Raw genomic sequence first — 21,649 nt, forward strand, 5'->3', positions numbered from 1 at the left:
TCTTGAAGTCGAGAAATGAGCGCCGTTGACCTTAGGGAAACCCCAGCCTGACGCTAAGCAACTTGCTTAGGCGCTGCAGCGCTCCTGGGGCCAGACTGCATTCTAAATGCACGACGCTTCCACGCTCACGCCACCGGCTGCCGGACTGCTCGCCCGGCTGCTGGGCCGCGCACCCGCGCAGGAGCGGCCGCGCCCGGTCGCAGGCTCGTCGTCGGCCGACCTGGCGGCGGAGATGCTGTGCGCGCCCACCGCGCTGATGAAGCTGGCCCCGGAGGAAGCGCGCACCGTCGTGGCGTACATGCAGCCGCACAAGATCGCCGAAGGCACCACCTTCATCCGCGAGGGCGACAGCGAGCGCACCGACTTCATGCTGCTGGTGCTGGCCGGCGAGGTGACGGTGGAGACCATCGTCGTCAGCCGCACCGCGCCGATCACCGTGACCGTGCTCGGCCCCGGCAGCCTGATCGGCGAGATGGGCCTGGTGGACGGCGCGCCGCGCTCGGCGTCGTGCACCGCGCTCAGCGACCTGCGCTGCGCGGTGCTCACGCGCGCGTCCCTCAATCGCCTGATGGAGGACGAACCGCGCACCGCCGCCAAGCTGGTGCTGGCGATCGCGATGCGCATGTCGCAGCGCATGCGCGACAGCCAGGAAAAACTCAAGCTCTACGCCCAGCTGACGCAGGCGATGAACGAAGAAATCAACGAGCTGATGCCGCTGTAGAGCTGGCGAAACTGACCAAACTGTCGGACGTTTTCGTCCCGGCGCCCCCATCTCCACCGCACAGAAAAAATCCCCCGGAGCTGCCCGCTCCGGGGGATGAGGGGTCGGGCTGGAGAAACTTGCAAACAGGCCCAACCGAGGAGATGCCTGTGAACAAGCATTTGCCGTGCCCATTTGTGTTGCCAGGCGCTACAGGGGCAGGTCGGCCTTCTTGAGCGTGCGCAAAACGAAGCTGGATTTGCTGTGGCGGATGCCCTTGATCTTGTAGAGGCGCTCGCGCAGCAGCCGCTCGTAGTCGCGTGTGTCCCGCACCGCCACGCGCAGCAGGTAGTCGTACTCGCCCGAGACCAGGTAGGCCTCCACCACTTCGGGGATGGCCGCCAGCGTCTCGCCGAATTTCTCCAGCGTGTTGTCCGAATGGCTGTCCAGCGTGACCTGCACCAGCACCGTGTCCTGCAGGCCGATCGCCTGTGCGTTCAGGCGCACCGTGTAGCCCTCAATCACGCCGGCCTGCTCCATCTTGCGGATGCGCTCCCAGCACGGCGAGGCCGACAGGCCCACGGCCTGGCCGACCTCCTGCAGGCTGGCGCGGGCGTTCCTTTGCAGCGTGGCGAGGATTTTTCGGTCGATGGCGTCCATGACCGAAGGATATCCTGCTGCAGCCAGCAATCCAAGGAAGAACGGCAAGAAATTCCGACCTGTGCGGAAGACACTGGGAGCTCGGACAGGCGGGCTTACCGGCAACGCGTGGACGTACCGGGGCCCGGCGGGTTATCGCCCGCCGGGCGAGTCGGATCAAGAGAATCTGGTTCCCGGCCGGCGCCGGGACGGCAGCGCGCTTCGCTTACGCAGCCGCCTTGTAGAAGAACTCGCGCTGCACGCTGCGCGCGGCCAGGGGCTCCACCGCCTCTCGGATCGCGGTGATGTGCTCCGGCGTGGTGCCGCAGCAGCCGCCCACGATGTTCACCAGCCCTTCGGCCGCGAACTCGCGCAGCAGGCGCGAGGTGACCTCGGGCGTTTCGTCGAAACCGGTCTCGGCCATGGGGTTGGGCAGGCCCGCGTTCGGGTAGCAGCTGATGAACGTGTCGCCCGCAACCTTGGCCAGCTCCTGGATGTACGGGCGCATCAGCGCCGCGCCCAGCGCGCAATTCAGGCCCACGGCGAGCGGACGCGCATGGCGCACGCTGTACCAGAAGGCCGTCACCGTCTGGCCGCTCAGGATGCGGCCGGACGCATCGGTCACCGTGCCGCTGATGATCACCGGCAGGCGCTCGCCCGATTCGTCGAAGTACTGCTCGATGGCGAACAGCGCCGCCTTCGCGTTGAGCGTGTCGAAGATGGTCTCCACCAGCAGCAGGTCGGAGCCGCCTTCGGTCAGGCCCTTGGCCTGCTCGTAGTAAGCCGCGCGCAGCTCTTCGAAGTCGACGTTGCGCGCGCCCGGGTCGTTCACGTCGGGGCTGATGCTGGCGGTGCGCGGCGTCGGGCCCAGCGCGCCGGCGACGAAGCGCGGCTTGTCCGGCGTGGAGAACTTGTCCGCGGCGGCGCGCGCGAGCTTCGCGGAGGCCACGTTCATCTCCAGCGCCAGGTCGCCCAGGCCATAGTCGTCCTGCGCGATGCGCGTGGCACCAAAGGTGTTGGTCTCGATGATGTCCACGCCCGAGGCGAGGTAGGCCTCGTGAATGTCGCGCACGACGTCCGGGCGCGTCAGCGACAGCAGGTCACCGTTGTTGCGCAGGTCCTTCGGGTGGTCCTTGAAGCGCTCGCCCCGATAATCGGCCTCCGACAGCTTGAAACGCTGCAGCATCGTGCCCATCGCGCCGTCCAGGATGACGATGCGCTTCTCCAGCAATGAGGGGAGCTCGCGGCCACGGGTGTAGGCGATGGGCTTCATGGTGCGTTGATTGTAGGTGTCCTCCTCCCATTCCATCCTCAGTGAGGTCTTCGGCTACGAGGCCTTCCGCGGCCCGCAGGCGCAGATCGTCGACCACGTCGTGGCCGGCGGCGACGCACTGGTGCTCATGCCCACCGGCGGCGGCAAGTCGCTGTGCTACCAGATCCCCGCCATCGCGCGGCAGCGCCAAGGCAAGGGCACGGCCATCGTGGTGTCGCCGCTGATCGCACTGATGCACGACCAGGTCGGCGCGCTGCGCGAAGCCGGTGTCGAAGCGGCGTTCCTCAATTCCTCGCTGTCCGGCGACGAAGCCTGGGCCGTCGAAAAGCGGCTGGCGCGCGGCGAGCTCACGCTGCTGTACGCCGCGCCCGAGCGCGTGACCACGCCGCGCTTCCTGGCGCAGCTGGACGAGCTGCACGCCCGCGGCCACCTGAGCCTGTTCGCGATCGACGAGGCGCATTGCGTCAGCCAGTGGGGCCACGACTTCCGCCCCGAATACCGCGCGCTCACGGTGTTGCACGAACGCTGGCCCGGTGTGCCGCGCGTCGCGCTGACGGCCACGGCCGACGCCATCACGCGCGCCGACATCCTCGAGCGCCTGCAGCTGCAGGAGGCGCGCCAGTTCGTCAGCAGCTTCGACCGCCCCAACATCTCCTACACCATCGTCGAGAAGAAGGACGGCACCGCGCAGCTGCTGCGCTTCGTCGGCGAGGAACACGCCGGCGACTGCGGCATCGTCTATTGCCAGACGCGCAAGCGTGTCGAGGAAGTCGCGGCGCTTTTGGACCAGCACGCCATCCCCGCGCTGCCCTACCACGCGGGACTGGACCCCGACGTGCGCCAGCGCCACCAGGACCGCTTCCTGCGCGAGGACGGCCTGGTGATGGTGGCCACCATCGCCTTCGGCATGGGCATCGACAAGCCCGACGTGCGCTTCGTCGCGCACCTGGACATGCCCAAGAACATCGAGGGCTATTACCAGGAGACGGGCCGCGCCGGCCGCGACGGCCTGCCGTCGGCCGCGTGGATGGCCTACGGCCTGCAGGACGTGGTGAACCAGCGCCGCATGATCGACGAGAGTCCCGCGGCCGATGAATTCAAGCAGGTGCTGCGCGGCAAGCTCGACGCGCTGCTGGCACTGGCCGAAGCTACCGACTGCCGCCGCGTGCGCCTGCTGCGCTACTTCGGCGAGGCGTCCACGCCCTGCGGCAACTGCGACAACTGCGTGTCGCCCCCCAACGTCTGGGACGGCACGGACGCCGCGCGCAAGCTGCTCTCCACCGTCTACCGCGTGCAGCAGCAAAGCGGCATCTCCTTCGGCGCGGGCCATGTGATGGACATCGTGCGCGGCAAGGCGACGGAGAAGGTCGCGCAATTCGGCCACGAGCGCCTGTCCACCTTCGGCATCGGCGCGGAATTCAGCGAGACGCAGCTGCGCGGCGTGCTGCGCCAGCTGATCGCGATCGGCGCGCTCACGGTGGACAGCGAGGCCTTCAACACCTTGCGCCTGACGGAGCTGTCGCGCGCCGTGCTGCGTGGCGAGGTGCCGGTGCAGCTGCGCGAATCGGTGTCGCAGCAGGGTGGTGGCCGCCGCAAGCGCACAGCGCCGGGCGCGGCCCCGTCCGTGAGCGCGGGCCTCACGCAGGAAGGGCAGGCGCGCTTCGCGGCCTTGCGTGCGTGGCGCGGCGAGGTGGCGCGCGAGCACAACCTGCCCGCCTACGTGATCTTCCACGACGCGACGCTCGCGGCCATCGCAGCGCTGGCGCCACGGTCCCTCAACGACCTGCAAGGCATCAGCGGGATCGGCGCGAAAAAGCTCGAAGCCTACGGCGAGGAAGTGCTGCGCGTCGTCGCGCGGGCCTAGGAAAAGGCGTTACTGCATGAACCCGATGCTGCGCGCGTCGCGCACCTCGGGCTTGATGCGGTGCTCGGACTCGAGCTGCTCGAGGAACTCCTCGGGCGTGAACTGCGCGGCGAGGATGTCCACCTGCCGCTTCACCGCGGCGAAGTCGCCCGGGCATAGCTGCTCCAGCCGGGCCAGCCGCGCACGCGCCTGCTCGGTGAACGCTTCGGCGCGGCCGTCCAGCGCTTCCACCACGAACATCTTCTCGCGCTGCGCCGCCGTCAGCGGCTTGAAGCGGATCTTGAACGTGAAGCGGCGCAGCGCCGCCTGGTCGATGCGGTCCATCAGGTTCGTCGTGCACACGAAGATGCCGTGGAAGCGCTCCATGCCCTGCAGCATCTCGTTGACCTCGGTCACCTCGTAGGTGCGCTGCGCGCCGCGCCGGTCCTGCAGGAAGCTGTCGGCCTCGTCCAGCAGCAGGATGGCCTTCTCGCTCTCGGCCTCGGCGAACATCGCCGCCATGTTCTGCTCGGTCTCGCCGACGAACTTGCTCATGAGGTCGCTCGCCTGCTTGACCAGCAGCGGCTTGTCCAGGCTGCGCGCGATGTGCTCGGCCAGCGCCGTCTTGCCCGTGCCCGGCGCGCCGTAGAAGCACAGCGTGCCGTGGCCGCGCGCGCGCAGCGCCTCGACGACGCGCGGGATCTCGAAGCGCGTCTCGACGTTGAGCATGTCGAGGTCGTAGGTGGTGACGGCGCGGCGCAGGCCCGAGTCGCTGCTGCGGTTGCCCAGCGCCTGGTCGGCGTTGCGCAGCTGCCGCTCGATGAGCGGCTCGATGGCTGCGCCTTCGTTGCCCGCCAGGCCCGCGAAGCGCACCGCGGTGCGGATCTGCGCCGGCGTCAGGCCCTTGCGTTCGGTCAGCTTCGCGACGAAGCCGTCGGTCACGGCCACGCCTTCCAGCGTCTTGCGCACCAGCGCCTCGCGCGCGCCCGGTGGCGGCGACTTCAGCTCGAGGTGGTAGGCGAAGCGGCGGCGGAACGCGGGGTCGATCTGCTCGATGCGGTTGGTGACCCAGATCGTCGGCACCGAGTTCGATTCGAGGATCTGGTTGACCCAGGCCTTGCCGCTGACGCTGCCGCTGGGCGGCGCCACCACCTGCTCGGCACGCGCCATCAGCTGCGCGGCTTCGCTGGAAATCGGCGGGAACACGTCCTCGACCTCGTCGAAGAGCAGCGCCGCCTGCGCGCTGCCCTTGAGGAACACCTGCGCGATCTGCAGCGAGCGGTAGCGGTCGCGTCCCGACAGCGAGTTGCCGTCGCGGTCGGCGTACTCGACCTCGAACAGGTCCAGGTTGGCCGCCTGCGCAACCACTTTCGCCAGCTCCGTCTTGCCGGTGCCGGGCGGGCCGTACAGCAGCACGTTCACGCCCGCTTCCTTGCGCGTGACGGCGTTCTGCAGCAGCGTGCACAGCACCTGCGCGTCCTCGGCGACGAAGGAGAAGTCGGCCAGCTGCAAGGTGCTCTTGGTCGACGGCCGGGTGAAGACGGCCATCAGCTCGTTCTGGTCGCGGTACTCGCGCATCAGCACCGGCGGCAGTTTCTCGCTGACCTTCATCAGGTCCGCGAGGTCGGTGATGTTGTGCTCGGAGATCAGGTTCTCCACCAGCCCGATGCGCTCCAGGCGCGAACCGGCACGCAGCGCCTCGCCCACCTCGTTGGCGTTGACGCCCGCGATCTCCGCCAGTGCCGCGTAGGCCTCCGGCGCGTTGTTCACCTTGAACTCGACCAGCAGGCTGCGCAGGTCGCGCTGGTAGCGCGCCAGGGTGCCGTACAAGAGCAGGGCGCGTTCGGCCTTGTTCAACTGCAACAGGCCCGACAGCGCGTCGATGTTCTTCTCGACCAGCGTCGAATGCTTCTTGAGCGCGTGCGTGAGCCAGTCGCCGGTCACAGCCAGGACCGACAGCAGGTCCTTGGGCTGGTCCTTGGCGTATTCGTCGAGGTAGAAGAACAGCGTGCCCTCTTCGTACGGGCCGCGCCAGACGCCGTGGCGGTCGAGGAACTCGGCGGTCGACAGGCCTTCGTGGCCGCGCCAGAACTCGTTGTCCTTGCAGCGGCGCTCCAGGAATTCGCGCAGCCTCGTGAGCGCCGGCGCCGGCCACACGAGGTGGCGACCGGCCAATGACAGCAGGCCATTGAGGTCGCGCCGCACGTTGAACTTGCCGCCCTGCTTGGCGGCCAGCGTCAGCACGAAGTGCGAGCACATCAGGTCGAGGACCGGCGCGTCCTTCAGCCCCGGTGAGGGCAGCAACTGCAAATCCGCCGATCGCTTGACCATGGGGGCACGACCTCCGGTTGGGGGAACCCGTTCCGGCGCACGATAACGCGAGTTGATGCCGGATGGAAGAACCTGATGCAGGGAATTCCCGCAGCCGACGGACGGTTTCGCCGTGACAATCGCCCTTCCATGATCACAGTCGCCGACATCCGGACCGCCGCCGGGCGCCTGCAAGGCCAGGTGCTCGACACGCCCTGCGTGGAATCGCGCACGATCTCCCAGATCACCGGCGCCCAGGTCTTCCTGAAATTCGAGAACCTTCAGTTCACCGCGTCCTTCAAGGAGCGCGGGGCCTGCAACAAGCTGGCGCAGCTTTCCGAAGCGGAAAGGCGCCACGGCGTCATCGCCATGAGCGCCGGCAACCATGCGCAGGGCGTGGCCTACCACGCGCAGCGGCTGGGCTTGCGCGCGGTGATCGTCATGCCGCGCTTCACGCCGCAGGTGAAGGTGGAGCGCACGCGCAGCTTCAATGCGGAAGTGGTACTGCATGGCGACTCGCTGGACGAATCGCGCACCTACGCCCTGGAAATGGCAGGCAAGCAGCAACTGACGTTCGTCCATCCCTACGACGACGAGGCCATCGTCGCCGGGCAGGGCACGGCCGGGCTGGAGATGCTCCAGGCCGTGCCCGACCTCGACACGCTCGTCATCGCGGTGGGCGGCGGCGGCCTGATCGCCGGCATCGCGGTGGCGGCCAAGGCGATCAAGCCCTCGATCGAGATCATCGGCGTGCAGACGCTGCGCTTTCCCAACATGTACAACGCGGTCAAGCATGCGTCGCTGCCGCAAGGCGGCAGCACCATCGCTGAAGGCATTGCGGTCGGCACGCCGGGCCGCATCACGCAGGCCATCATCGAGCAGCACGTGGATGACCTGCTGTTGGTCGACGAGGGCGACATCGAGCAGGCCATCGTGATGCTGCTGGAGATCGAGAAGACGCTGGTCGAAGGCGCCGGCGCCGCGGGGCTGGCCGCGCTGCTCAAGAACCCCGAGCGCTTCAAGGGCCGCAAGGTCGGGCTGGTGCTGGGCGGCGGCAACATCGACCCGATGCTGCTGGCGGCGATCATCGAGCGCGGCATGGTGCGCGCCGGCCGGCTGGCGCGCATCCGCGTGAGCTCGCGCGACGTGCCGGGCTCCCTCGCGCGCATCACGGCCATCGTGGCCGAAGCGGGCGCGAACATCGACGAGGTGCACCACCAGCGCGCCTTCACGCTGCTCGCCGCGCAGAACGTGGAAATCGAGCTGGTCATCCAGACGCGCGGGCGCGAGCACATCCGCAGCGTGATCGAAGCGCTGCGGGCCGGCGGCTTTTCGGCCGAGGAGCAATGATGGACACGAACACGCTGCAGTCGGCGCTGGCGGAGTATTTCGCGCCCTGGGTGCAGGAGCTGGGGATGAAAGTCGACGGCTTCGACGCCGGGAGCGTCACGCTGCGCATCCCCCAGAGCGATCGCCTGTCGCGCGTGGGCGGCATGCTGTGCGGCCAGGCCATGATGGCCGCGGCCGATACCGGCATGGTGTTGGCGCTCATCAACCAGTTCGGCGAGTTCCGCCCCTGCACCACGGTGCAGATGAACACGAGCTTCCTCAAACCCCTGTCCAAGCAGGACGCGCTGGTGCAGGCGCGCGTGGTCCGCGCCGGCAAGACGATCGCCTTCGGCGAGATCGACATCCGCGGCGCCGACGACGGCAAGAGCGTCTGCCGCGCCAGCGTCACCTACGCCCTGCTTTAGAATCGGGCCTCGCCCCGAACATCGAACGCACCGCAGCCATGGCCCACCACGACACCCACGCCGAGCACGCCCCCGAAGACGCCGTCGAGGGCATCGTGCCGCTGATCCCCGTCGTGCTGCCCGTCGTCGGCGGCCTGCTGATGTTCCTGCTGGCCTTCATCGCCATCTACATGGCCTGACGCCGCCGGCGTCGTCTCCGTTTTCCTGCTGACCAGCCGCCCACGGGCGGCTTTTTGCGTTGCCCGCGCCGGGCTGCAGGCCATGCATAAAGTCATGCAAGTTATGCATGGAAATACCCGGACGAGGCATGGCGGCCCCTGCCCCGCTCCCTAAAATCGGAGGCAACCAGCCGACCCGCGGACAGTGAACCACCCTTTCACGAAGCCTGACCGCTGCCGATCCCGCAGCCCCGCCCGTTGACTGAGCCCAAGCCCGGTTTCAAAAAGGCAGCGCTCGGCAAACCCCCGGTCCCGCAGCTCCGCCGTTTTGAAACCCGGTTTCGAACTTAGGAGCTTTTCGTGAACTCTCCCGTGATGCAGGGGCTGCAATTGAACACCCCATCCTTCGTCAAGAACGCGAAATTGATCGCGTGGGTGGCCGACATGGCCGCCTTGTGCAAGCCCGACCGCATCCACTGGTGCGACGGCAGCCAGGAGGAATACGACCAGCTGTGCCAGAAGCTCGTCGACGCCGGCACCTTCCGCAAGCTCAACCCGGCCAAGCGCCCCGGTTCGTTCCTCGCCTGGTCCGACCCGAGCGACGTCGCGCGCGTGGAAGACCGCACCTTCATCTGCTCGCACAAGAAGGAAGACGCAGGCCCCACCAACAACTGGATGGCGCCGGCCGAGATGCGCGCCACGCTGCAGCCCCTCTTCGACGGCTGCATGCGCGGCCGCACGATGTACGTCGTGCCGTTTTCGATGGGGCCGCTCGGCTCGCCGATCGCGCACATCGGCATCGAGCTTTCGGACAGCGCCTACGTCGCGGTGAACATGCGCATCATGACCCGCATGGGCAAGGCGGTGTACGAGGTGCTGGGCGTGGACGGCGAGTTCGTGCCCTGCGTGCACACCGTGGGCGCGCCGCTCGAGCCCGGCGAGAAGGACCAGACGAGCTGGCCCTGCAACAAGACCAAGTACATCGTCCACTACCCCGAGACGCGCGAGATCTGGTCGTACGGTTCCGGCTACGGCGGCAACGCGCTGCTGGGCAAGAAGTGCTTCGCGCTGCGCATCGCCTCCACCATGGGCCGCGACGAAGGCTGGCTGGCCGAGCACATGCTGATCCTGGGCGTGACCTCGCCCGAGGGCAAGAAGTACCACGTGGCCGCGGCGTTCCCCTCGGCCTGCGGCAAGACCAACTTCGCGATGCTGATCCCGCCCAAGGCCTTCGAAGGCTGGAAGGTCACGACCATCGGCGACGACATCGCCTGGATCAAGCCCGGCGCCGACGGCAAGCTGCGCGCCATCAATCCCGAGGCGGGCTATTTCGGCGTCGCGCCCGGCACCAACTACCAGACCAACCCCAATTGCATGGCGAGCCTGGACCGCGACGTGATCTTCACGAACGTGGCGCTCACGGATGACGGCGACGTGTGGTGGGAAGGCATGGGCGATGCGCCCGCGCACGCCATCGACTGGCAGGGCAAGGACTGGACGCCCGCGATTGCCAAGGAAACCGGCGCGAAGGCCGCGCACCCCAATGCGCGCTTCACGGTTGCCGCGACGAACAACCCGGCGCTGGACTCCGCATGGGACGATCCCGCGGGCGTGGCGATCGATGCGTTCATCTTCGGCGGCCGCCGCGCGACGACCGTTCCGCTGATCACCGAGGCCAACAACTGGGTCGAAGGCGTGTACATGGCCGCGACGATGGGCTCGGAGACCACCGCCGCCATCATCGGCCAGCAGGGCGTGGTGCGCCGCGACCCGTTCGCGATGATCGCCTTCGCCGGCTACAACATGTCGGACTACTTCCAGCACTGGCTGGACGTGGGCCGCAGGCTCCAGGCCATGGGCGCGAAGCTGCCGCGCATCTACACCAGCAACTGGTTCCGCAAGGACGAGAACGGCAAGTTCGTGTGGCCCGGCTACGGCGAGAACATGCGTGTGCTCAAGTGGATGATCGACCGCATCGAAGGCCGCGCGAAGGGCAAGTCGCACGCCTTCGGCGTGAGCCCGCGCTACGAGGAGATCAACTGGAACGGCCTGGACTTCAACGCCACGCAGTTCGACAAGGTGATCGACATCGACCGCGCCGCCTGGCAGAAAGAGCTGCAGTTGCACCAGGAGCTGTTCCAGCAGCTGGAGTACCACCTGCCGCAGGAGTTGAAGCAGACCAAGGCCGAGATCGAGAAGCGCTTCGCGGCCTGACCGTCGCCCAAGGCAAAAGAGCCACCTTGCGGTGGCTCTTTTGCCTTGTTCAGCGGGGTTGACGGGCGAGGCGCTTGAGGCGCCGCCGGGTGGCCAGCTGCCGCGACCACGCGTCGAGCGCGCGATGCAGCGGCGCCGGGATCCAGCGCACCGCCACCGTCACCCAGCGCGTGATCGCGAGGGCGCCCATGGCGGCGTCTTTCAGTAGTACGCCTTGACGTCGCGCATGGCCGAGGCGCTCATCGCGCGGCTGATGTCGGCCATGATGCGCGCGTCCTTCAGCGCGGCTTGCCAGAACTGCTCGTCGTGGTGGCGCTGGATCGCATCCTTGCGCCAGGCTGCGTAGCCGTTGCGTACGGCGCGCGCGGCGCTGGCGGCTGGCGCGGCGAACAGCGCCAGCGCGGCGAAGGCCACGGCCCACATGACGATCCATGCGGCCAGCAGGTGGCCTTCGGTCCAGGTGTCGACCACCTGGTTGGCAACCACGAGCAGGGCCGAGACGATCGCGGCGAGCAGCAGGCTGGCCGTGGCGCGGGTGCCGTCGAAGGCGCGGGCGAAGGCCTTGAAGCCGTCGGCGACGCGGGCGGCGCGTTCGACACCGGGGTGGCGGGTCGGGTAGTTGGTGTGGGCGAAACTGGTGGTCATCTCTTTCCTCCTTGTGAGAGCCCGCCCTTTGGCGGGTGATGCAATACTAGGGTCAACCCTGATATATTTCCAATTTAGATTGGTGATGTGAACCATTCACAAAACGTATGAGGCCCGCCAATTTCCGCAACCTCGACCTGAACCTGCTGCGGGTCTTCGACCAGGTGATGGCCGAGCGCAACCTGACGCGGGCGGCGCGCAACCTGGCGATGACCCAGCCGGCCGTGAGCAACGCGCTCAGCCGCCTGCGCGAACAGCTGGGGGACCAGCTGGTGACCCGCAGCGGCTACGGCGTCGAACCGACGCCGCGCGCGCTCGCGCTGTGGCCGTCGATCGCCGACGCGCTGCGCCAGCTGGAGGCGTCGATCACCCCGGGCGACTTCGTCGCCTCCGAGGCGAACAACACCTTCGTGCTGGCGATGGCGGACGCCACCGGCGCGGAGCTGATGCCGGGCATGGTGGAGATCATCGAGCGCGACGCGCCGGGCGTCACCGTGCGCGTGCTGCCCCTGACCACGCGCGACCCGCGGCGCCTGCTGGACGAAGGCCAGATCGACCTGGCCGTGGGCTTCTTCCCGGCCGTGCTGGCCGACCTGACCGCGCAGGCGCAGCAGGGCGGCATGGCGGCGTTCGACCACCAGCGCCTGTACGACGGCCGCTACGTGTGCGTGATGCGCGAAGGGCACCCGCTCGCGCGCGGGCCGCTCACGCTCAAGCGCTACTGCGCGGCGCACCACCTGCTGGTGAGCTTCTCGGGCCGGCCTTTCGGCTTCGTCGACGAGGCGCTGGCGTCTCTGGGCCTCAAGCGCCGCGTGGTGCTGACGGTCAACCAGTTCTTCACCGCGGGGCGGGTGGTGTCCACCTCGGACCTGCTCACGGTGCTTCCAAGCCACTTCGTGCGCGTGACCGGCATCGCCGACCAGCTCGTGCTGCGCGAGCTGCCGTTCGAGGTGCCGCCGGTGCACGTCGACGCGCTGTGGCACCGCCGCGCGAGCCAGCGCAGCGACCACGCGTGGCTGCGGCTGGCGATCGCCGCGTCGGCGCAGAAGGCTTTCGGTAAACCGGGCTGATGGCTATGCTCGGCGCATGAGCCCAGCCGCCGCCATCGCCACCATTCCCCCCGGGGAGTGGCTCGCGCAGATGGCGCAGGCGATCGAGGAAATGCTGTGGGTGCGCGACACGCGCACCGGCCACATCGTCTACGCCAATCCCGCGTTCGAGCGCTTCTGGGGCGCGCGCGCGGCGGCCGACACGCTCATGGCCTACGTGGCGCCCGCCGACCGCGAGCGGCTGCAGCGCGCCCGCGAGTCGCTCCTGGACACGCCTTACGTGGAGGACTACCAGGTGAACCTGCCGGCGTCGGGCATCCTGCCGGCGCGCACCGCGCGCCTGCGCGAGCGCGCCTTCCGCACGCGCGCGGCCACCGGCGAGGACTGGATCACCTACATCGCGCGCGACGTCTCCTGGCAGTTCGACACCACCGCGCAGCTGCGCGCCGAGATGTCGCGCCGCGCCGATGCCGAGCGCAACCTGAGCGACGCCACGCAGCGCCTGGAGGCCCTGATCGCCACCGCCAACGACGCGGTGATCACGATCGACGAGGCCAGCAACATCGTCGACTGGAACGCCTCCGCCGAGCGCATCTTCGGCTGGCGCCGCGCGGAGGTGCTGGGGCGCGACCTGGCGCACGTGATCATCCCGCCGGCGCACCGCGCGCAGCACATGGCCGGCATCCAGAACTACCTGCAGGGCGGCGAAGGGCGCATCTTCAACCGGCGCGTGGAGACCACCGCGCTGCGCCGCAACGGCGAGGAGTTCGACGCGGAGCTGTCGGTGTGGCCGGTGCGCACCGACGACGGCTGCACCTTCAGCTCCTTCATCCGCGACATCTCGCGGCGCAAGGGCGCCGAGCGGGCGCTGGCCGAGTCGGAGGCGAAGTACCGCAAGGTGGTGGAGAACGTGAACGAGGGCATCCTCGTCACCGCCGCCGGCAAGATCCTCTATGCCAACCCGAAGGCGTTGGCGCTGTCGGGCACCGACGAGGCGACGGCGCTCACCCGCCCGTTCATCGAGTACATCCATCCCGACGACCGCGAGCTGGTTGCCAACAACCACATCCGCCGCCTGCGCGGCGAGAACGTCGAGAGCCGCTACCAGTTCCGCGTGATCCACCGCAGCGGCGAGGTGCGCTGGCTGGAGACGAGCGGCGTCGTGATCGAGTGGCAGAACGCGCCGGCCACGCTGAACTTCCTGAGCGACGTGACCGAGCGCAGGCTCATCGAGCAGGAGATGCAGGCCGCGCTGGAGCGCGAGCGCCAGCTGTCGGAGCTGAAGTCGCGCTTCGTCGCCGTCGCCTCGCACGAGTTCCGCACGCCGCTGGCCGCGATCCTGTCGTCCATCGAGCTGCTCGACGACTACGGCGCGCGCCTGCCCGACGGCGAGCGCAAGGAGGTCGTGGGCCTGGTCAAGGCCGCGGTGGCGCGCATGAACAAGATGATCGAGCAGGTGCTGATGACCGCGCGCATGGAGTCCGGGCGCTTCGCCTTCGAGCCGCAGCCGCGCAGCATCCCCGACCTGCTGGTGCAGGTGGTGGCCGAGATGGACCAGGCCCACACGCAGGCCGCGCGCATCTCCGTGCGCTGCGACGGCATGGACGCGCCGCGCCTGGTGGACGCCAAGCTGCTCGGCCACATCCTGGTGAACCTGCTGGGCAACGCGCTGAAGTACTCGCCGCCCGACAGCGCCGTGACCTGCAGCGCCAGCGCCGAAGGCGAGCGCCTGCGCTTCCGCGTGACCGACCAGGGCATCGGCATCCCCGCGGCGGACCTGCCGCTCCTGTTCGAGAGCTTCCACCGCGGCACCAACGTCGGCAACATCCAGGGCACCGGCATCGGCCTGCACATCGTCAAGCAGTGCGTGGAGTTGCACCGCGGCACCATCGAGGTCGACAGCGACGTCGGCCGCGGCGCCACCTTCCACGTCGACGTGCACGCGCCGGTGGCGAACTGACATGGCCCGCATCCTGATCGTCGACGACGACCCCACGCTGCTGCGGCTGCTGCAGATGCGCCTGGAAGGCGAGGGCCACGAGGTGCTGCAGGCGGCCAGCGGCGAGGCGGCGCTGGCGCTGCTCGACCGCGAGTTGCCGGAGCTGCTGGTCACCGACCTGCGCATGGGCGGCATGGACGGCCTGCAGCTGTTCGAAGCCGTCCACCGCCGCCACCCCCTGCTGCCGGTCGTGATGCTGACGGCGCACGGCACCATCCCCGACGCGGTGAAGGCGCTGCAGCGTGGCGTGTTCGGCTACCTGCCCAAGCCTTTCGAGGCGCGCGAGCTGCTGGCCGAGGTCGAGCGGGCGCTGGCGGCCTCGCGCGCGCTCGGCGCCGACGTGCCGGTGGACGAAGGCGATGCCGCGCAAGGCGCGTGGCGCGAGGCGATCCTCACGCGCAGCCCGCGCCTGCAGCAGGTGCTGGCCGAGGCGCGCATGGTCGCCGCCACCGACGCCTCGGTCGTGATCCATGGCGCCAGCGGCACCGGCAAGGAACTGCTGGCGCGCGCCATCCATGCGGCCAGCCCGCGCGCGGCGCGTAACTTCGTCGCCATCAATTGCGGCGCCATTCCCGAGAACCTGGTCGAGTCGGAGCTGTTCGGCCACGTGAAGGGCGCGTTCACCGGCGCCTCGCGCGACCGCACGGGCCTCGTCGCCGAGGCCAACGGCGGCACGCTGTTCCTCGACGAAGTCGCCGAACTGCCCGCCTCCGCGCAGGTGAAGCTGCTGCGCGTGCTGCAGGAGCGCGAGGTGCGCCCCGTGGGCAGCGAGCGCAGCGCCAGGGTCGACGTGCGCGTGGTCAGCGCCTCGCACCGCAAGCTGGCCGAGGAGGCGGCGGCGGGGCGCTTCCGCTCGGACTTGTACTACCGCCTGAACGTCGTGGGCCTGTCGCTGCCGGCGCTGGCGGAGCGGCGCGAAGACATCGCGCTGCTGGCGCAGCACTTCGCCGCCACGCTGTCGCAGCGCCACGGCAAGAACGTCGCGGGCTTCGCGCCCGGCGTGCTGGAACTCTTCACGCAGGCTTCGTGGCCCGGCAACGTACGGCAGCTGCAGAACACGGTGGAGCAGTGCGTCGTGCTGTGCAGCGGCACGCTCATCGACGAAGGATTGGCGCGGCGTGCGCTCGCAAGCGAGGCCGAAGGCGTGCAGCCGCTGGACGAAGCGCGGCGCGACTTCGAGCGGGACTACCTCGTGCAGCTGCTCAAGCTCACCGCCGGCAACGCCGCGGAAGCCGCGCGGCTCGCGCGCCGCAACCGCACCGACTTCTACGCGCTGCTGGCGCGCCACCAGCTGCAGGCGGCGGCGTTCAAGGCGGAATAGCTGTCGGGATTCGCCGACACGCGTCCTTGCCCCTGAAAGACGCAGGCGCCCGCGGAAGGTGTCGGCGCATCCCGACAAGCGCGCCCGCGCCGCGCGCGCAAGTCCTTGATTTCACTGGGGCGCACTTCTGGCACGGAACTTGGAAACGCATGCAGCACTTTCCAAGGAGGCACCTCGCCATGACCCCGCACCAGATCGACCTCGTCCAGAAAACCTTCGCGCAGGTCAAGCCGATCGCGTCCGCCGCGGCGGAGATGTTCTACGCGCGCCTGTTCGTGCTCGACCCGAGCCTGCGCGGCATGTTCCGCAACGACATGGGCAAGCAGGGCGCCATGCTCATGAGCATGATCGGCGCCGCCGTGAACGGCCTGCGCAACCTCGAGGCGCTGTCGCCCGTCGTGCGCCAGCTGGGTGCGCGCCACGTGAAGTACGGCGTGAAGACCGAGCACTACGCCACCGTCGGCGATGCGCTGCTGTGGACGCTGGAGCAGGGCCTGGAGGACGACTTCACGCCCGAAGTGCGCGACGCGTGGGCTGCCGCCTACGGCCTGCTGTCCGAGGTGATGCAGCTCGGCGCGATGGAAGCGCAGCCCGCCTGAGCGCGCGCGCCTTCGCCCGTCCGCCACAATCGGGCGGGTGAAGATCCAGTTGATGTCGGACCTGCACCTCGAAACGCAGCCTGACTTCCAGCCGACTCCCGCGCCCGGCGCCGACCTCCTGGTCCTCGCCGGCGACATCGGCTCCTACCAGCGGGGCAGCCGCCTGGCCGACGACGATTTCGGCCTGGCGCGCTTTTCGCCGCGCCACGGCTGGCCGTGCGAGGTGCTGTACGTGCCGGGCAACCACGAGTACGACAACCTCGATTTCGACGCCACGCACGCGCGCCTGCGCGAGACCTGCGAGCGGCTGGGCATCGCCTGGCTGGAACGCGAGGTGCTGGTGCGCGGCGGCATCCGCTTCATCGGCACGACGCTGTGGGCGGACTTCGACGCCTTCGTCACGGATGAGGACCGTGCTCATCCGCTGCGCGTGGAACGCAAGCGCGCCAAGGCCTACCGCGCGGCCAACTACTACCTGCAGAAGGCAGCGACCACGCGCGGCGGCGAGCTGTGGCTGGCACCGGGTTGGCGCGAACAGGCGCTGGTGTGCCAGGCGTGGCTGCGCGACGCACTGGATCGGCCCTTCGACGGCACCACCGTGGTGGTCACGCACTTCGCGCCGACCCTCGGCAGCGCCGACCCGCGCTACGGCCTGACGCCGGGCACCGCGGGTTTCTGCAATTCGCTCGATGCGTGGCTGGAGAAAGCTGACTGCTGGCTGCACGGCCACCTGCACTGCCAGCAGGACCACGTCGAGCGCGGCTGCCGCATCGTTGCCAACACCCTCGGCTATGCGGCCAAGGGAGAGCAGGAAGGATTTCGCGCGCAGTTCGTGATCGATCTCACTGCGTAACGCGGAACCGGCGCGTATCTTGCGTGGGATTTCCAACGCCCGCGTTACTTCCGCCAACAATGCCCCCCGGGTCTTTACAAGCAGGAAGCGTTACGGCGAGCTCGCTGTGGAACACTGCACACGCATGGAGGCCACGATGAAAACAACAAGCAACTGGACCCCGACACTCGCCTGGCTGGGCGCGGCCGGCGTTGCCCTTGCGCTGGCCTTCGCCGCACCGGACGAGGTGAACGTGATGGGGCGCCTGCCCACCATCAGTGCGAAGCGCCTCGACCAGCAGCCTTTCATCCTGCCCTTCCAGCTGCCTGCCGAGCGTTCGCTCGCGCTGGTGGCGTACACCAAGCACCAGCGCGAGGAAGTCCAGAGCTGGGTGCACGGCATGAAGCTCGAGGCCGACTCGGCGATCTTCTGGTTCCGCCTGTCCGTGCTGAACGATCCCGGCAGCGACGTCGCGCGCAGCGAAGCCGAGAAGCGCCTGCTGGCGCGTTACCCGCAAGCCTCCGAGCGCGCGCGCCTCGTGCCCGTGTTCACCAACCGGGAAGCCTTCGCGCGCGCCGCCGGCGTGTCCGGCACGGAGCACGCCGCGGTCCTCGTCGTCGACCGCAACGGCCGCGTGCTCGCGCGGGCCGAGGGCGCGTACGACGAAGCCAAGGCCCAGGCCCTGCGCGAAACGCTGCTGGCCCGCAGCGACTGAATCACTTCGCGCCGAGTTGCGCGCGCGCCGCCTGCGTGAGCGCGGTCGTCAAGGCATCGAGCACCTCGCTTTCGAGGTTCCAGCAATGCCAGTACAGCTGCACCGGCACCGAGTGGCCCGGTGCGGCGTCCACCAGCCGCCCCTGCTGCATCAGGCCGCGCACCAGCAGCTCGGGCACCACGCTCACCCCCCAGCCTGACAGCACCGCGCGCACCTGCCCTTCGGAGCTGGGCACGAAGACCTGGTTCACGGCCACGCGCTTGAGCCCGAAGGCCTTGGCGACGAACTCGCGCTGCATGTCGTCCTTGCGGTTGAAGGCGATGAAGGAGACGTCGCGGAAGTTGTGCGGCGTGAGCCCTTCGCCGAGCTTGTCGCGCGCATAGTCCGGCTGCGCGACGGCGATGTAGCGCATCGCGCCGAGCGGCACCACCTTGCAGCCGCGCAGCGCCTGCTTGAGCGTGGTCACGCAGCCCAGCACCTGGCCTTCGCGCAGCCACTCCTGCGTGAAGTCCTGGTCGTCGGCGATCACCTCCAGCGGCAGGCCCTCGCGCGCCAGCGCATCGAGCGCGGGCAGCGCCCAGGTGGCGATGCTGTCGGCGTTGATCGCAAGGGAGATGCGCTCGTCCTCGCGCGCGCCGCCGGTCGAACTGGGCGCCAGCTCCTTGAGCTCGTGGTCGAGGTCGGCCCGCAACAGCCTCAGCTGCTTCGTGTGCTTGATCAGCAGCTGCCCCGCGGGCGTCGGGCGCAGCGGCCGGCTGCGCACGATCAGCACGGTGCCCACCTGCGCCTCCAGCGAGCGCAGCCGCTGCGACACGGCCGACTGCGTGATCGACAGCCGCTGGGCCGCGCGCTCGAAGCCGCCCTCCTCCACGATGGCGGCCAGACACTCCAGGGCGGCGGGGTCGAAGGTGCTCACGGGCGCTCCATTAGCCAGATTGATGTTACAGGCGAGAGTTTAATTTTGCTTTTGTTTCCGGCGCAAGCTTGGGACACTTCGGGCATGAGAGTCATCGTCTTCGGCGCCGGGATCATCGGCACCAGCACCGCCTGGCACCTGCGCGAACGCGGCCACGAAGTCACCGTGGTCGAGCGCCAGCCTGCCGCCGCCCGTGAAACCAGCTTCGCCAACGCCGGCCAGATCTCGGTCAGCTACTGCGAGCCCTGGGCCAACCGCCACGCGCCGGCCAAGCTGGTGAAGTGGATGTTCCGCCATGACGCGCCGCTGCTGTTCCGGCCGCAGATGGACTGGCAGCAGTGGCGCTGGGGCCTGGAGTTCCTGGCGCAGTGCAACGACGCGGCCTTCGAGCGCAACGTCAAGCAGCTGGTGGCGCTGGGCGCCTACAGCCACGCCGCGCTGCGCGAAGTGGTTCGGTCCACCGGCATCGAGTACAAGCGCCTCGAGCGCGGCATCGCCCACTACTTCACCGACCAGAAGTCTTTCGAGGACGCGGGCCAGGCCGCCGCGCTGATGCAGCGCTACGGCGTGCAGCGCAAGGTGGTGTCGCGCGACGAGCTGCTGAAGATCGAGCCGGCCTTCCGTTCCTTCGCCGACCGCATCACCGGCGGCACCTACACCGCCAGCGACGAGAGCGGCGACGCACGCACGTTCACCGAGCAGCTGGCCGAGCGCACCGCCGCGCGCGGCGCGCAATTCCTGTTCGGGCACGACATCGTCACGCTGGAAAAGCGCGCCGGCGAGATCGCCGCCGTGCACGTGCACGAGCGCGACACCGGCCAGGTGAGCCGCCTGCAGGCCGACGCCTTCGTGGTGGCCTGCGGCTCCTACACCGCGCCGCTGCTGCGCACGGTGGGCGTGGACCTGCCGATCTACCCTGGCAAGGGTTACAGCGCCACCTTCCCGATCCTGAAGCCGGAACTGGCGCCCTTCGTGAGCACGATCGACGACGAGATGAAGATCGCGATGAGCCGCTTCGGCAATGAACTGCGCGTCGCCGGCACCATCGAGCTGGCCGGCTACGACCTGTCGCTCGACACGCCCATCGCCAAGGCGCGCTGCCGCATGCTGAGCGAGCGCATCGAGCGCGTGCTGCCCGGCGTGTGCGACACGCGCAGCGACGAGGAAGGCGGCAACCCGCGCTACTGGACCGGCCTGCGCCCCGCGACGCCGACCAACATCCCCTACATCGGCCGCACGCGCGTCGGCAAGCTGTGGGTCAATGCCGGCCACGGCACGCTGGGCTGGACCCATGGTGCGGGCTCGGGCAAGGCGATGGCGGAACTGATCAGCGGCGAGCGGCCGCAGATGGCGTTCGATTTCGACTTCTACGGCGTGCCCGCCGCCGAACGCCGCCTGACGCCGCAGGCGGCCTGACGCTCAGTCGTCGCGCTCGCCGGGCTCGTAGAGCGTCTCGCGTCCCATCCGGTCCAGCACCAGCTCGGCCGTCCACGGCAGCATCAGCGAGCCGCAGCGGCTGTCGCGGTACAGCCGCTCCAGCGGCAGGTGTTTCATCATGCTCTGGCCGCCGCAGGTGCGGATGGCCAGCCGGCAGATGTCGTTGGCGCCTTCCATCACCGTGTACTGCGCGGCATACAGGCGCATGCGCACGTCCTTCGACGGATTGGGCGCGGCTTCCTGGATCGCGCGCACGAAGATCGAGCGCATCGTCTCCAGCTGGATGCGCATCTGCGCCACCGCGACCTGCTTGGTCGGGTACATGCGGCGCTTCACGGGCGGCTCGCCCGGGACTTCGCCGCGCAGGTAGCTCACGGTGAAGTCGTACGCGGCGTTGGCGATGCCCAGGTAGGTGGGCGCCAGCGTGAAGAACATCGCCGGCCAGGTCTGCGCACCCTTGAAGTAGACGCCGCGCGGCATGAGCTGTTCGTCGTCGCCGACGAACACGTCCTTGAACGTGAGGTTGCGGCTGACGGTGCCGCGCATGCCCAGCGGGTCCCAGTCGCCCGAGATCGCGAAGCCCTCGCTCGTCGCCGGGACCGCGAGGTACAAGGTGTCGCGCGTGTCGGGGTGGGCGTCGCCCTTGTCCTCGGTGCAGAGCACGCCGTAGTAGTTCGCCGCGCCGGAGAGCGACGCGAAGATCTTGCGCCCGTTCACGACCCAGCCGCCGTCGACCTTGCGCGCCGTCGTGCCGAAGGGGGCGCGGCCCGCCGCGGCGGCGCTGCCTTCGGAGAACGGTTGCGCGTAGATCGCGCCGTCCTTCACGACGCGCGCGAAGTGGATCTCGCGGCGGCGCTGGTGCTCGGCACGCTGCTCGGGCGTCATCGGGATGCCGTCGGCGAGCACACCGGTCCACATCGTCGACGACACGTGCATGTTCCACGTGAGCGCGGTGGCGCCGCAGAAGCGCCCGATCTCGGCGCCCGCCATCATGTAGGTGGCGTAGTCGGCGCCCAGGCCGCCGCTGGCCTTGGGCACGCAGATGCCGAGCAGGCCGCTCGTGCGCAGGTCGTCGTAGTTGGCGAAGGGGAAGCTCGCTTCACGGTCCCATTGCGCCGCGCGCGGCCCGAACTTCGTGCGCCCGAGTTCGTTGGCCAGCGACAGCAGCGAGCGCTGCTCCGCGGTGAACGGCAGGTCGCCGACGGCGGGCGTGAAACCCAGGGTGGGCAAGGCGTCCATGGCTCG

20 protein-coding genes and 1 riboswitch are annotated in these 21,649 nt (G+C 69.0%); of the genes, 13 read left to right on the forward strand and 7 right to left on the reverse strand.

Going from position 1 to position 21,649, the window contains the following annotated elements:
- Positions 1–10 precede the first annotated feature (10 nt).
- Positions 11–93: riboswitch (S-adenosyl-L-homocysteine riboswitch) on the reverse strand.
- A 13-nt stretch (positions 94–106) separates the two neighbouring features.
- The gene (locus WG903_RS03280; RefSeq protein WP_340072777.1) at positions 107–721 is read left to right on the forward strand and encodes a cyclic nucleotide-binding domain-containing protein; all 615 of its coding nucleotides are present in this window, start codon (positions 107–109) and stop codon (positions 719–721) included.
- Between the two features lie 189 nt (positions 722–910).
- On the opposite strand, the gene WG903_RS03285 is transcribed toward WG903_RS03280, so the two are convergent.
- Positions 911–1,360, reverse strand: a complete 450-nt coding sequence (locus WG903_RS03285; protein ID WP_340072778.1) for an Lrp/AsnC family transcriptional regulator — start codon at positions 1,358–1,360, stop codon at positions 911–913.
- A gap of 205 nt (positions 1,361–1,565) precedes the next feature.
- Positions 1,566–2,612 (reverse strand): homocysteine S-methyltransferase family protein, encoded by a 1,047-nt coding sequence (locus WG903_RS03290; RefSeq protein ID WP_340072779.1) that lies wholly within the window; start codon positions 2,610–2,612, stop codon positions 1,566–1,568.
- Between the two features lie 16 nt (positions 2,613–2,628).
- Between WG903_RS03290 and recQ the strand changes: the two genes are divergently transcribed.
- Positions 2,629–4,476 carry a DNA helicase RecQ gene (recQ, locus tag WG903_RS03295; RefSeq protein ID WP_340072781.1) on the forward strand — a complete coding sequence of 616 codons (1,848 nt, stop codon included), beginning with the start codon at positions 2,629–2,631 and terminating at the stop codon, positions 4,474–4,476.
- A 9-nt stretch (positions 4,477–4,485) separates the two neighbouring features.
- Here the strand turns inward: recQ and WG903_RS03300 are convergent, their stop codons facing one another.
- On the reverse strand, positions 4,486–6,786 hold the full coding sequence (locus tag WG903_RS03300; protein WP_340072782.1) for an ATP-binding protein: 2,301 nt from the start codon (positions 6,784–6,786) through the stop codon (positions 4,486–4,488).
- Positions 6,787–6,915: 129 nt separating this feature from the next.
- Here WG903_RS03300 and WG903_RS03305 point away from each other — a divergent pair, with 129 nt between their 5' ends.
- From WG903_RS03305 to WG903_RS03320, 4 genes are all read left to right on the forward strand, one after another.
- Positions 6,916–8,115 (forward strand): threonine ammonia-lyase, encoded by a 1,200-nt coding sequence (locus WG903_RS03305; RefSeq protein ID WP_340072784.1) that lies wholly within the window; start codon positions 6,916–6,918, stop codon positions 8,113–8,115.
- On the forward strand, positions 8,115–8,519 hold the full coding sequence (locus WG903_RS03310) for a PaaI family thioesterase (protein ID WP_340072785.1): 405 nt from the start codon (positions 8,115–8,117) through the stop codon (positions 8,517–8,519). The genes WG903_RS03305 and WG903_RS03310 overlap by 1 nt, the downstream gene beginning before the upstream one ends.
- 38 nt (positions 8,520–8,557) lie before the next feature.
- Complete coding sequence (locus tag WG903_RS03315; RefSeq protein ID WP_340072786.1) at positions 8,558–8,698, forward strand: hypothetical protein; 141 nt, start codon at positions 8,558–8,560, stop codon at positions 8,696–8,698.
- Positions 8,699–9,037: 339 nt separating this feature from the next.
- Entirely contained in the window at positions 9,038–10,891 is a 1,854-nt protein-coding gene (locus tag WG903_RS03320; protein ID WP_340072787.1) for a phosphoenolpyruvate carboxykinase (GTP), read from the forward strand.
- Positions 10,892–10,940: 49 nt separating this feature from the next.
- On the opposite strand, the gene WG903_RS03325 is transcribed toward WG903_RS03320, so the two are convergent.
- Both WG903_RS03325 and WG903_RS03330 read right to left on the reverse strand, forming a co-directional pair.
- A complete protein-coding gene (locus tag WG903_RS03325; protein ID WP_340072788.1) occupies positions 10,941–11,081 on the reverse strand; it encodes a hypothetical protein in 141 nt (46 codons plus the stop codon).
- Between the two features lie 11 nt (positions 11,082–11,092).
- On the reverse strand, positions 11,093–11,536 hold the full coding sequence (locus tag WG903_RS03330; protein WP_340072789.1) for a hypothetical protein: 444 nt from the start codon (positions 11,534–11,536) through the stop codon (positions 11,093–11,095).
- A gap of 107 nt (positions 11,537–11,643) precedes the next feature.
- On the opposite strand from WG903_RS03330, the gene WG903_RS03335 reads away from it, so the two are divergent.
- The 6 genes from WG903_RS03335 to WG903_RS03360 all read left to right on the forward strand — a co-directional run bounded on the left by WG903_RS03335 (position 11,644) and on the right by WG903_RS03360 (position 18,051).
- Positions 11,644–12,606, forward strand: coding sequence for a LysR family transcriptional regulator (locus WG903_RS03335; RefSeq protein ID WP_340072790.1), 963 nt, complete (start codon positions 11,644–11,646; stop codon positions 12,604–12,606).
- A 16-nt stretch (positions 12,607–12,622) separates the two neighbouring features.
- Positions 12,623–14,545, forward strand: coding sequence for a PAS domain S-box protein (locus tag WG903_RS03340; RefSeq protein ID WP_340072791.1), 1,923 nt, complete (start codon positions 12,623–12,625; stop codon positions 14,543–14,545).
- Position 14,546: 1 nt separating this feature from the next.
- Complete coding sequence (locus WG903_RS03345) at positions 14,547–15,905, forward strand: sigma 54-interacting transcriptional regulator (protein ID WP_340072792.1); 1,359 nt, start codon at positions 14,547–14,549, stop codon at positions 15,903–15,905.
- Positions 15,906–16,084: 179 nt separating this feature from the next.
- Positions 16,085–16,504 carry a globin family protein gene (locus tag WG903_RS03350; RefSeq protein WP_340072793.1) on the forward strand — a complete coding sequence of 140 codons (420 nt, stop codon included), beginning with the start codon at positions 16,085–16,087 and terminating at the stop codon, positions 16,502–16,504.
- A gap of 37 nt (positions 16,505–16,541) precedes the next feature.
- On the forward strand, positions 16,542–17,357 hold the full coding sequence (locus WG903_RS03355) for a metallophosphoesterase (protein WP_340072794.1): 816 nt from the start codon (positions 16,542–16,544) through the stop codon (positions 17,355–17,357).
- A 136-nt stretch (positions 17,358–17,493) separates the two neighbouring features.
- Entirely contained in the window at positions 17,494–18,051 is a 558-nt protein-coding gene (locus tag WG903_RS03360) for a hypothetical protein (RefSeq protein WP_340072795.1), read from the forward strand.
- 1 nt (position 18,052) lies between these two features.
- Here the strand turns inward: WG903_RS03360 and WG903_RS03365 are convergent, their stop codons facing one another.
- Positions 18,053–18,967: a LysR family transcriptional regulator ArgP gene (locus WG903_RS03365; protein ID WP_340072797.1), complete on the reverse strand. Its 915-nt coding sequence runs from the start codon at positions 18,965–18,967 to the stop codon at positions 18,053–18,055.
- An 84-nt stretch (positions 18,968–19,051) separates the two neighbouring features.
- Here WG903_RS03365 and WG903_RS03370 point away from each other — a divergent pair, with 84 nt between their 5' ends.
- Positions 19,052–20,383: a D-amino acid dehydrogenase gene (locus tag WG903_RS03370; RefSeq protein ID WP_340072798.1), complete on the forward strand. Its 1,332-nt coding sequence runs from the start codon at positions 19,052–19,054 to the stop codon at positions 20,381–20,383.
- A 3-nt stretch (positions 20,384–20,386) separates the two neighbouring features.
- Here the strand turns inward: WG903_RS03370 and WG903_RS03375 are convergent, their stop codons facing one another.
- Positions 20,387–21,643 (reverse strand): acyl-CoA dehydrogenase family protein, encoded by a 1,257-nt coding sequence (locus WG903_RS03375; protein WP_445263571.1) that lies wholly within the window; start codon positions 21,641–21,643, stop codon positions 20,387–20,389.
- Positions 21,644–21,649: the final 6 nt, after the last annotated feature.

It is taken from the genome of Ramlibacter sp. PS4R-6, assembly GCF_037572775.1.
Lineage (GTDB): Bacteria > Pseudomonadota > Gammaproteobacteria > Burkholderiales > Burkholderiaceae_C > Ramlibacter.

What these genes read in the sequence shown, in the direction of transcription:
- WG903_RS03280 (WP_340072777.1), top strand. Translation starts at nt 107, where the DNA reads ATGCACGACGCTTCCACGCTCACGCCACCGGCTGCCGGACTGCTCGCC.
- WG903_RS03285 (WP_340072778.1), bottom strand. Translation starts at nt 1,360, where the DNA reads ATGGACGCCATCGACCGAAAAATCCTCGCCACGCTGCAAAGGAACGCC.
- WG903_RS03290 (WP_340072779.1), bottom strand. Translation starts at nt 2,612, where the DNA reads ATGAAGCCCATCGCCTACACCCGTGGCCGCGAGCTCCCCTCATTGCTG.
- WG903_RS03300 (WP_340072782.1), bottom strand. Translation starts at nt 6,786, where the DNA reads ATGGTCAAGCGATCGGCGGATTTGCAGTTGCTGCCCTCACCGGGGCTG.
- WG903_RS03305 (WP_340072784.1), top strand. Translation starts at nt 6,916, where the DNA reads ATGATCACAGTCGCCGACATCCGGACCGCCGCCGGGCGCCTGCAAGGC.
- WG903_RS03310 (WP_340072785.1), top strand. Translation starts at nt 8,115, where the DNA reads ATGGACACGAACACGCTGCAGTCGGCGCTGGCGGAGTATTTCGCGCCC.
- WG903_RS03315 (WP_340072786.1), top strand. Translation starts at nt 8,558, where the DNA reads ATGGCCCACCACGACACCCACGCCGAGCACGCCCCCGAAGACGCCGTC.
- WG903_RS03325 (WP_340072788.1), bottom strand. Translation starts at nt 11,081, where the DNA reads ATGGGCGCCCTCGCGATCACGCGCTGGGTGACGGTGGCGGTGCGCTGG.
- WG903_RS03330 (WP_340072789.1), bottom strand. Translation starts at nt 11,536, where the DNA reads ATGACCACCAGTTTCGCCCACACCAACTACCCGACCCGCCACCCCGGT.
- WG903_RS03335 (WP_340072790.1), top strand. Translation starts at nt 11,644, where the DNA reads ATGAGGCCCGCCAATTTCCGCAACCTCGACCTGAACCTGCTGCGGGTC.
- WG903_RS03340 (WP_340072791.1), top strand. Translation starts at nt 12,623, where the DNA reads ATGAGCCCAGCCGCCGCCATCGCCACCATTCCCCCCGGGGAGTGGCTC.
- WG903_RS03345 (WP_340072792.1), top strand. Translation starts at nt 14,547, where the DNA reads ATGGCCCGCATCCTGATCGTCGACGACGACCCCACGCTGCTGCGGCTG.
- WG903_RS03350 (WP_340072793.1), top strand. Translation starts at nt 16,085, where the DNA reads ATGACCCCGCACCAGATCGACCTCGTCCAGAAAACCTTCGCGCAGGTC.
- WG903_RS03360 (WP_340072795.1), top strand. Translation starts at nt 17,494, where the DNA reads ATGAAAACAACAAGCAACTGGACCCCGACACTCGCCTGGCTGGGCGCG.
- WG903_RS03370 (WP_340072798.1), top strand. Translation starts at nt 19,052, where the DNA reads ATGAGAGTCATCGTCTTCGGCGCCGGGATCATCGGCACCAGCACCGCC.
- WG903_RS03375 (WP_445263571.1), bottom strand. Translation starts at nt 21,643, where the DNA reads ATGGACGCCTTGCCCACCCTGGGTTTCACGCCCGCCGTCGGCGACCTG.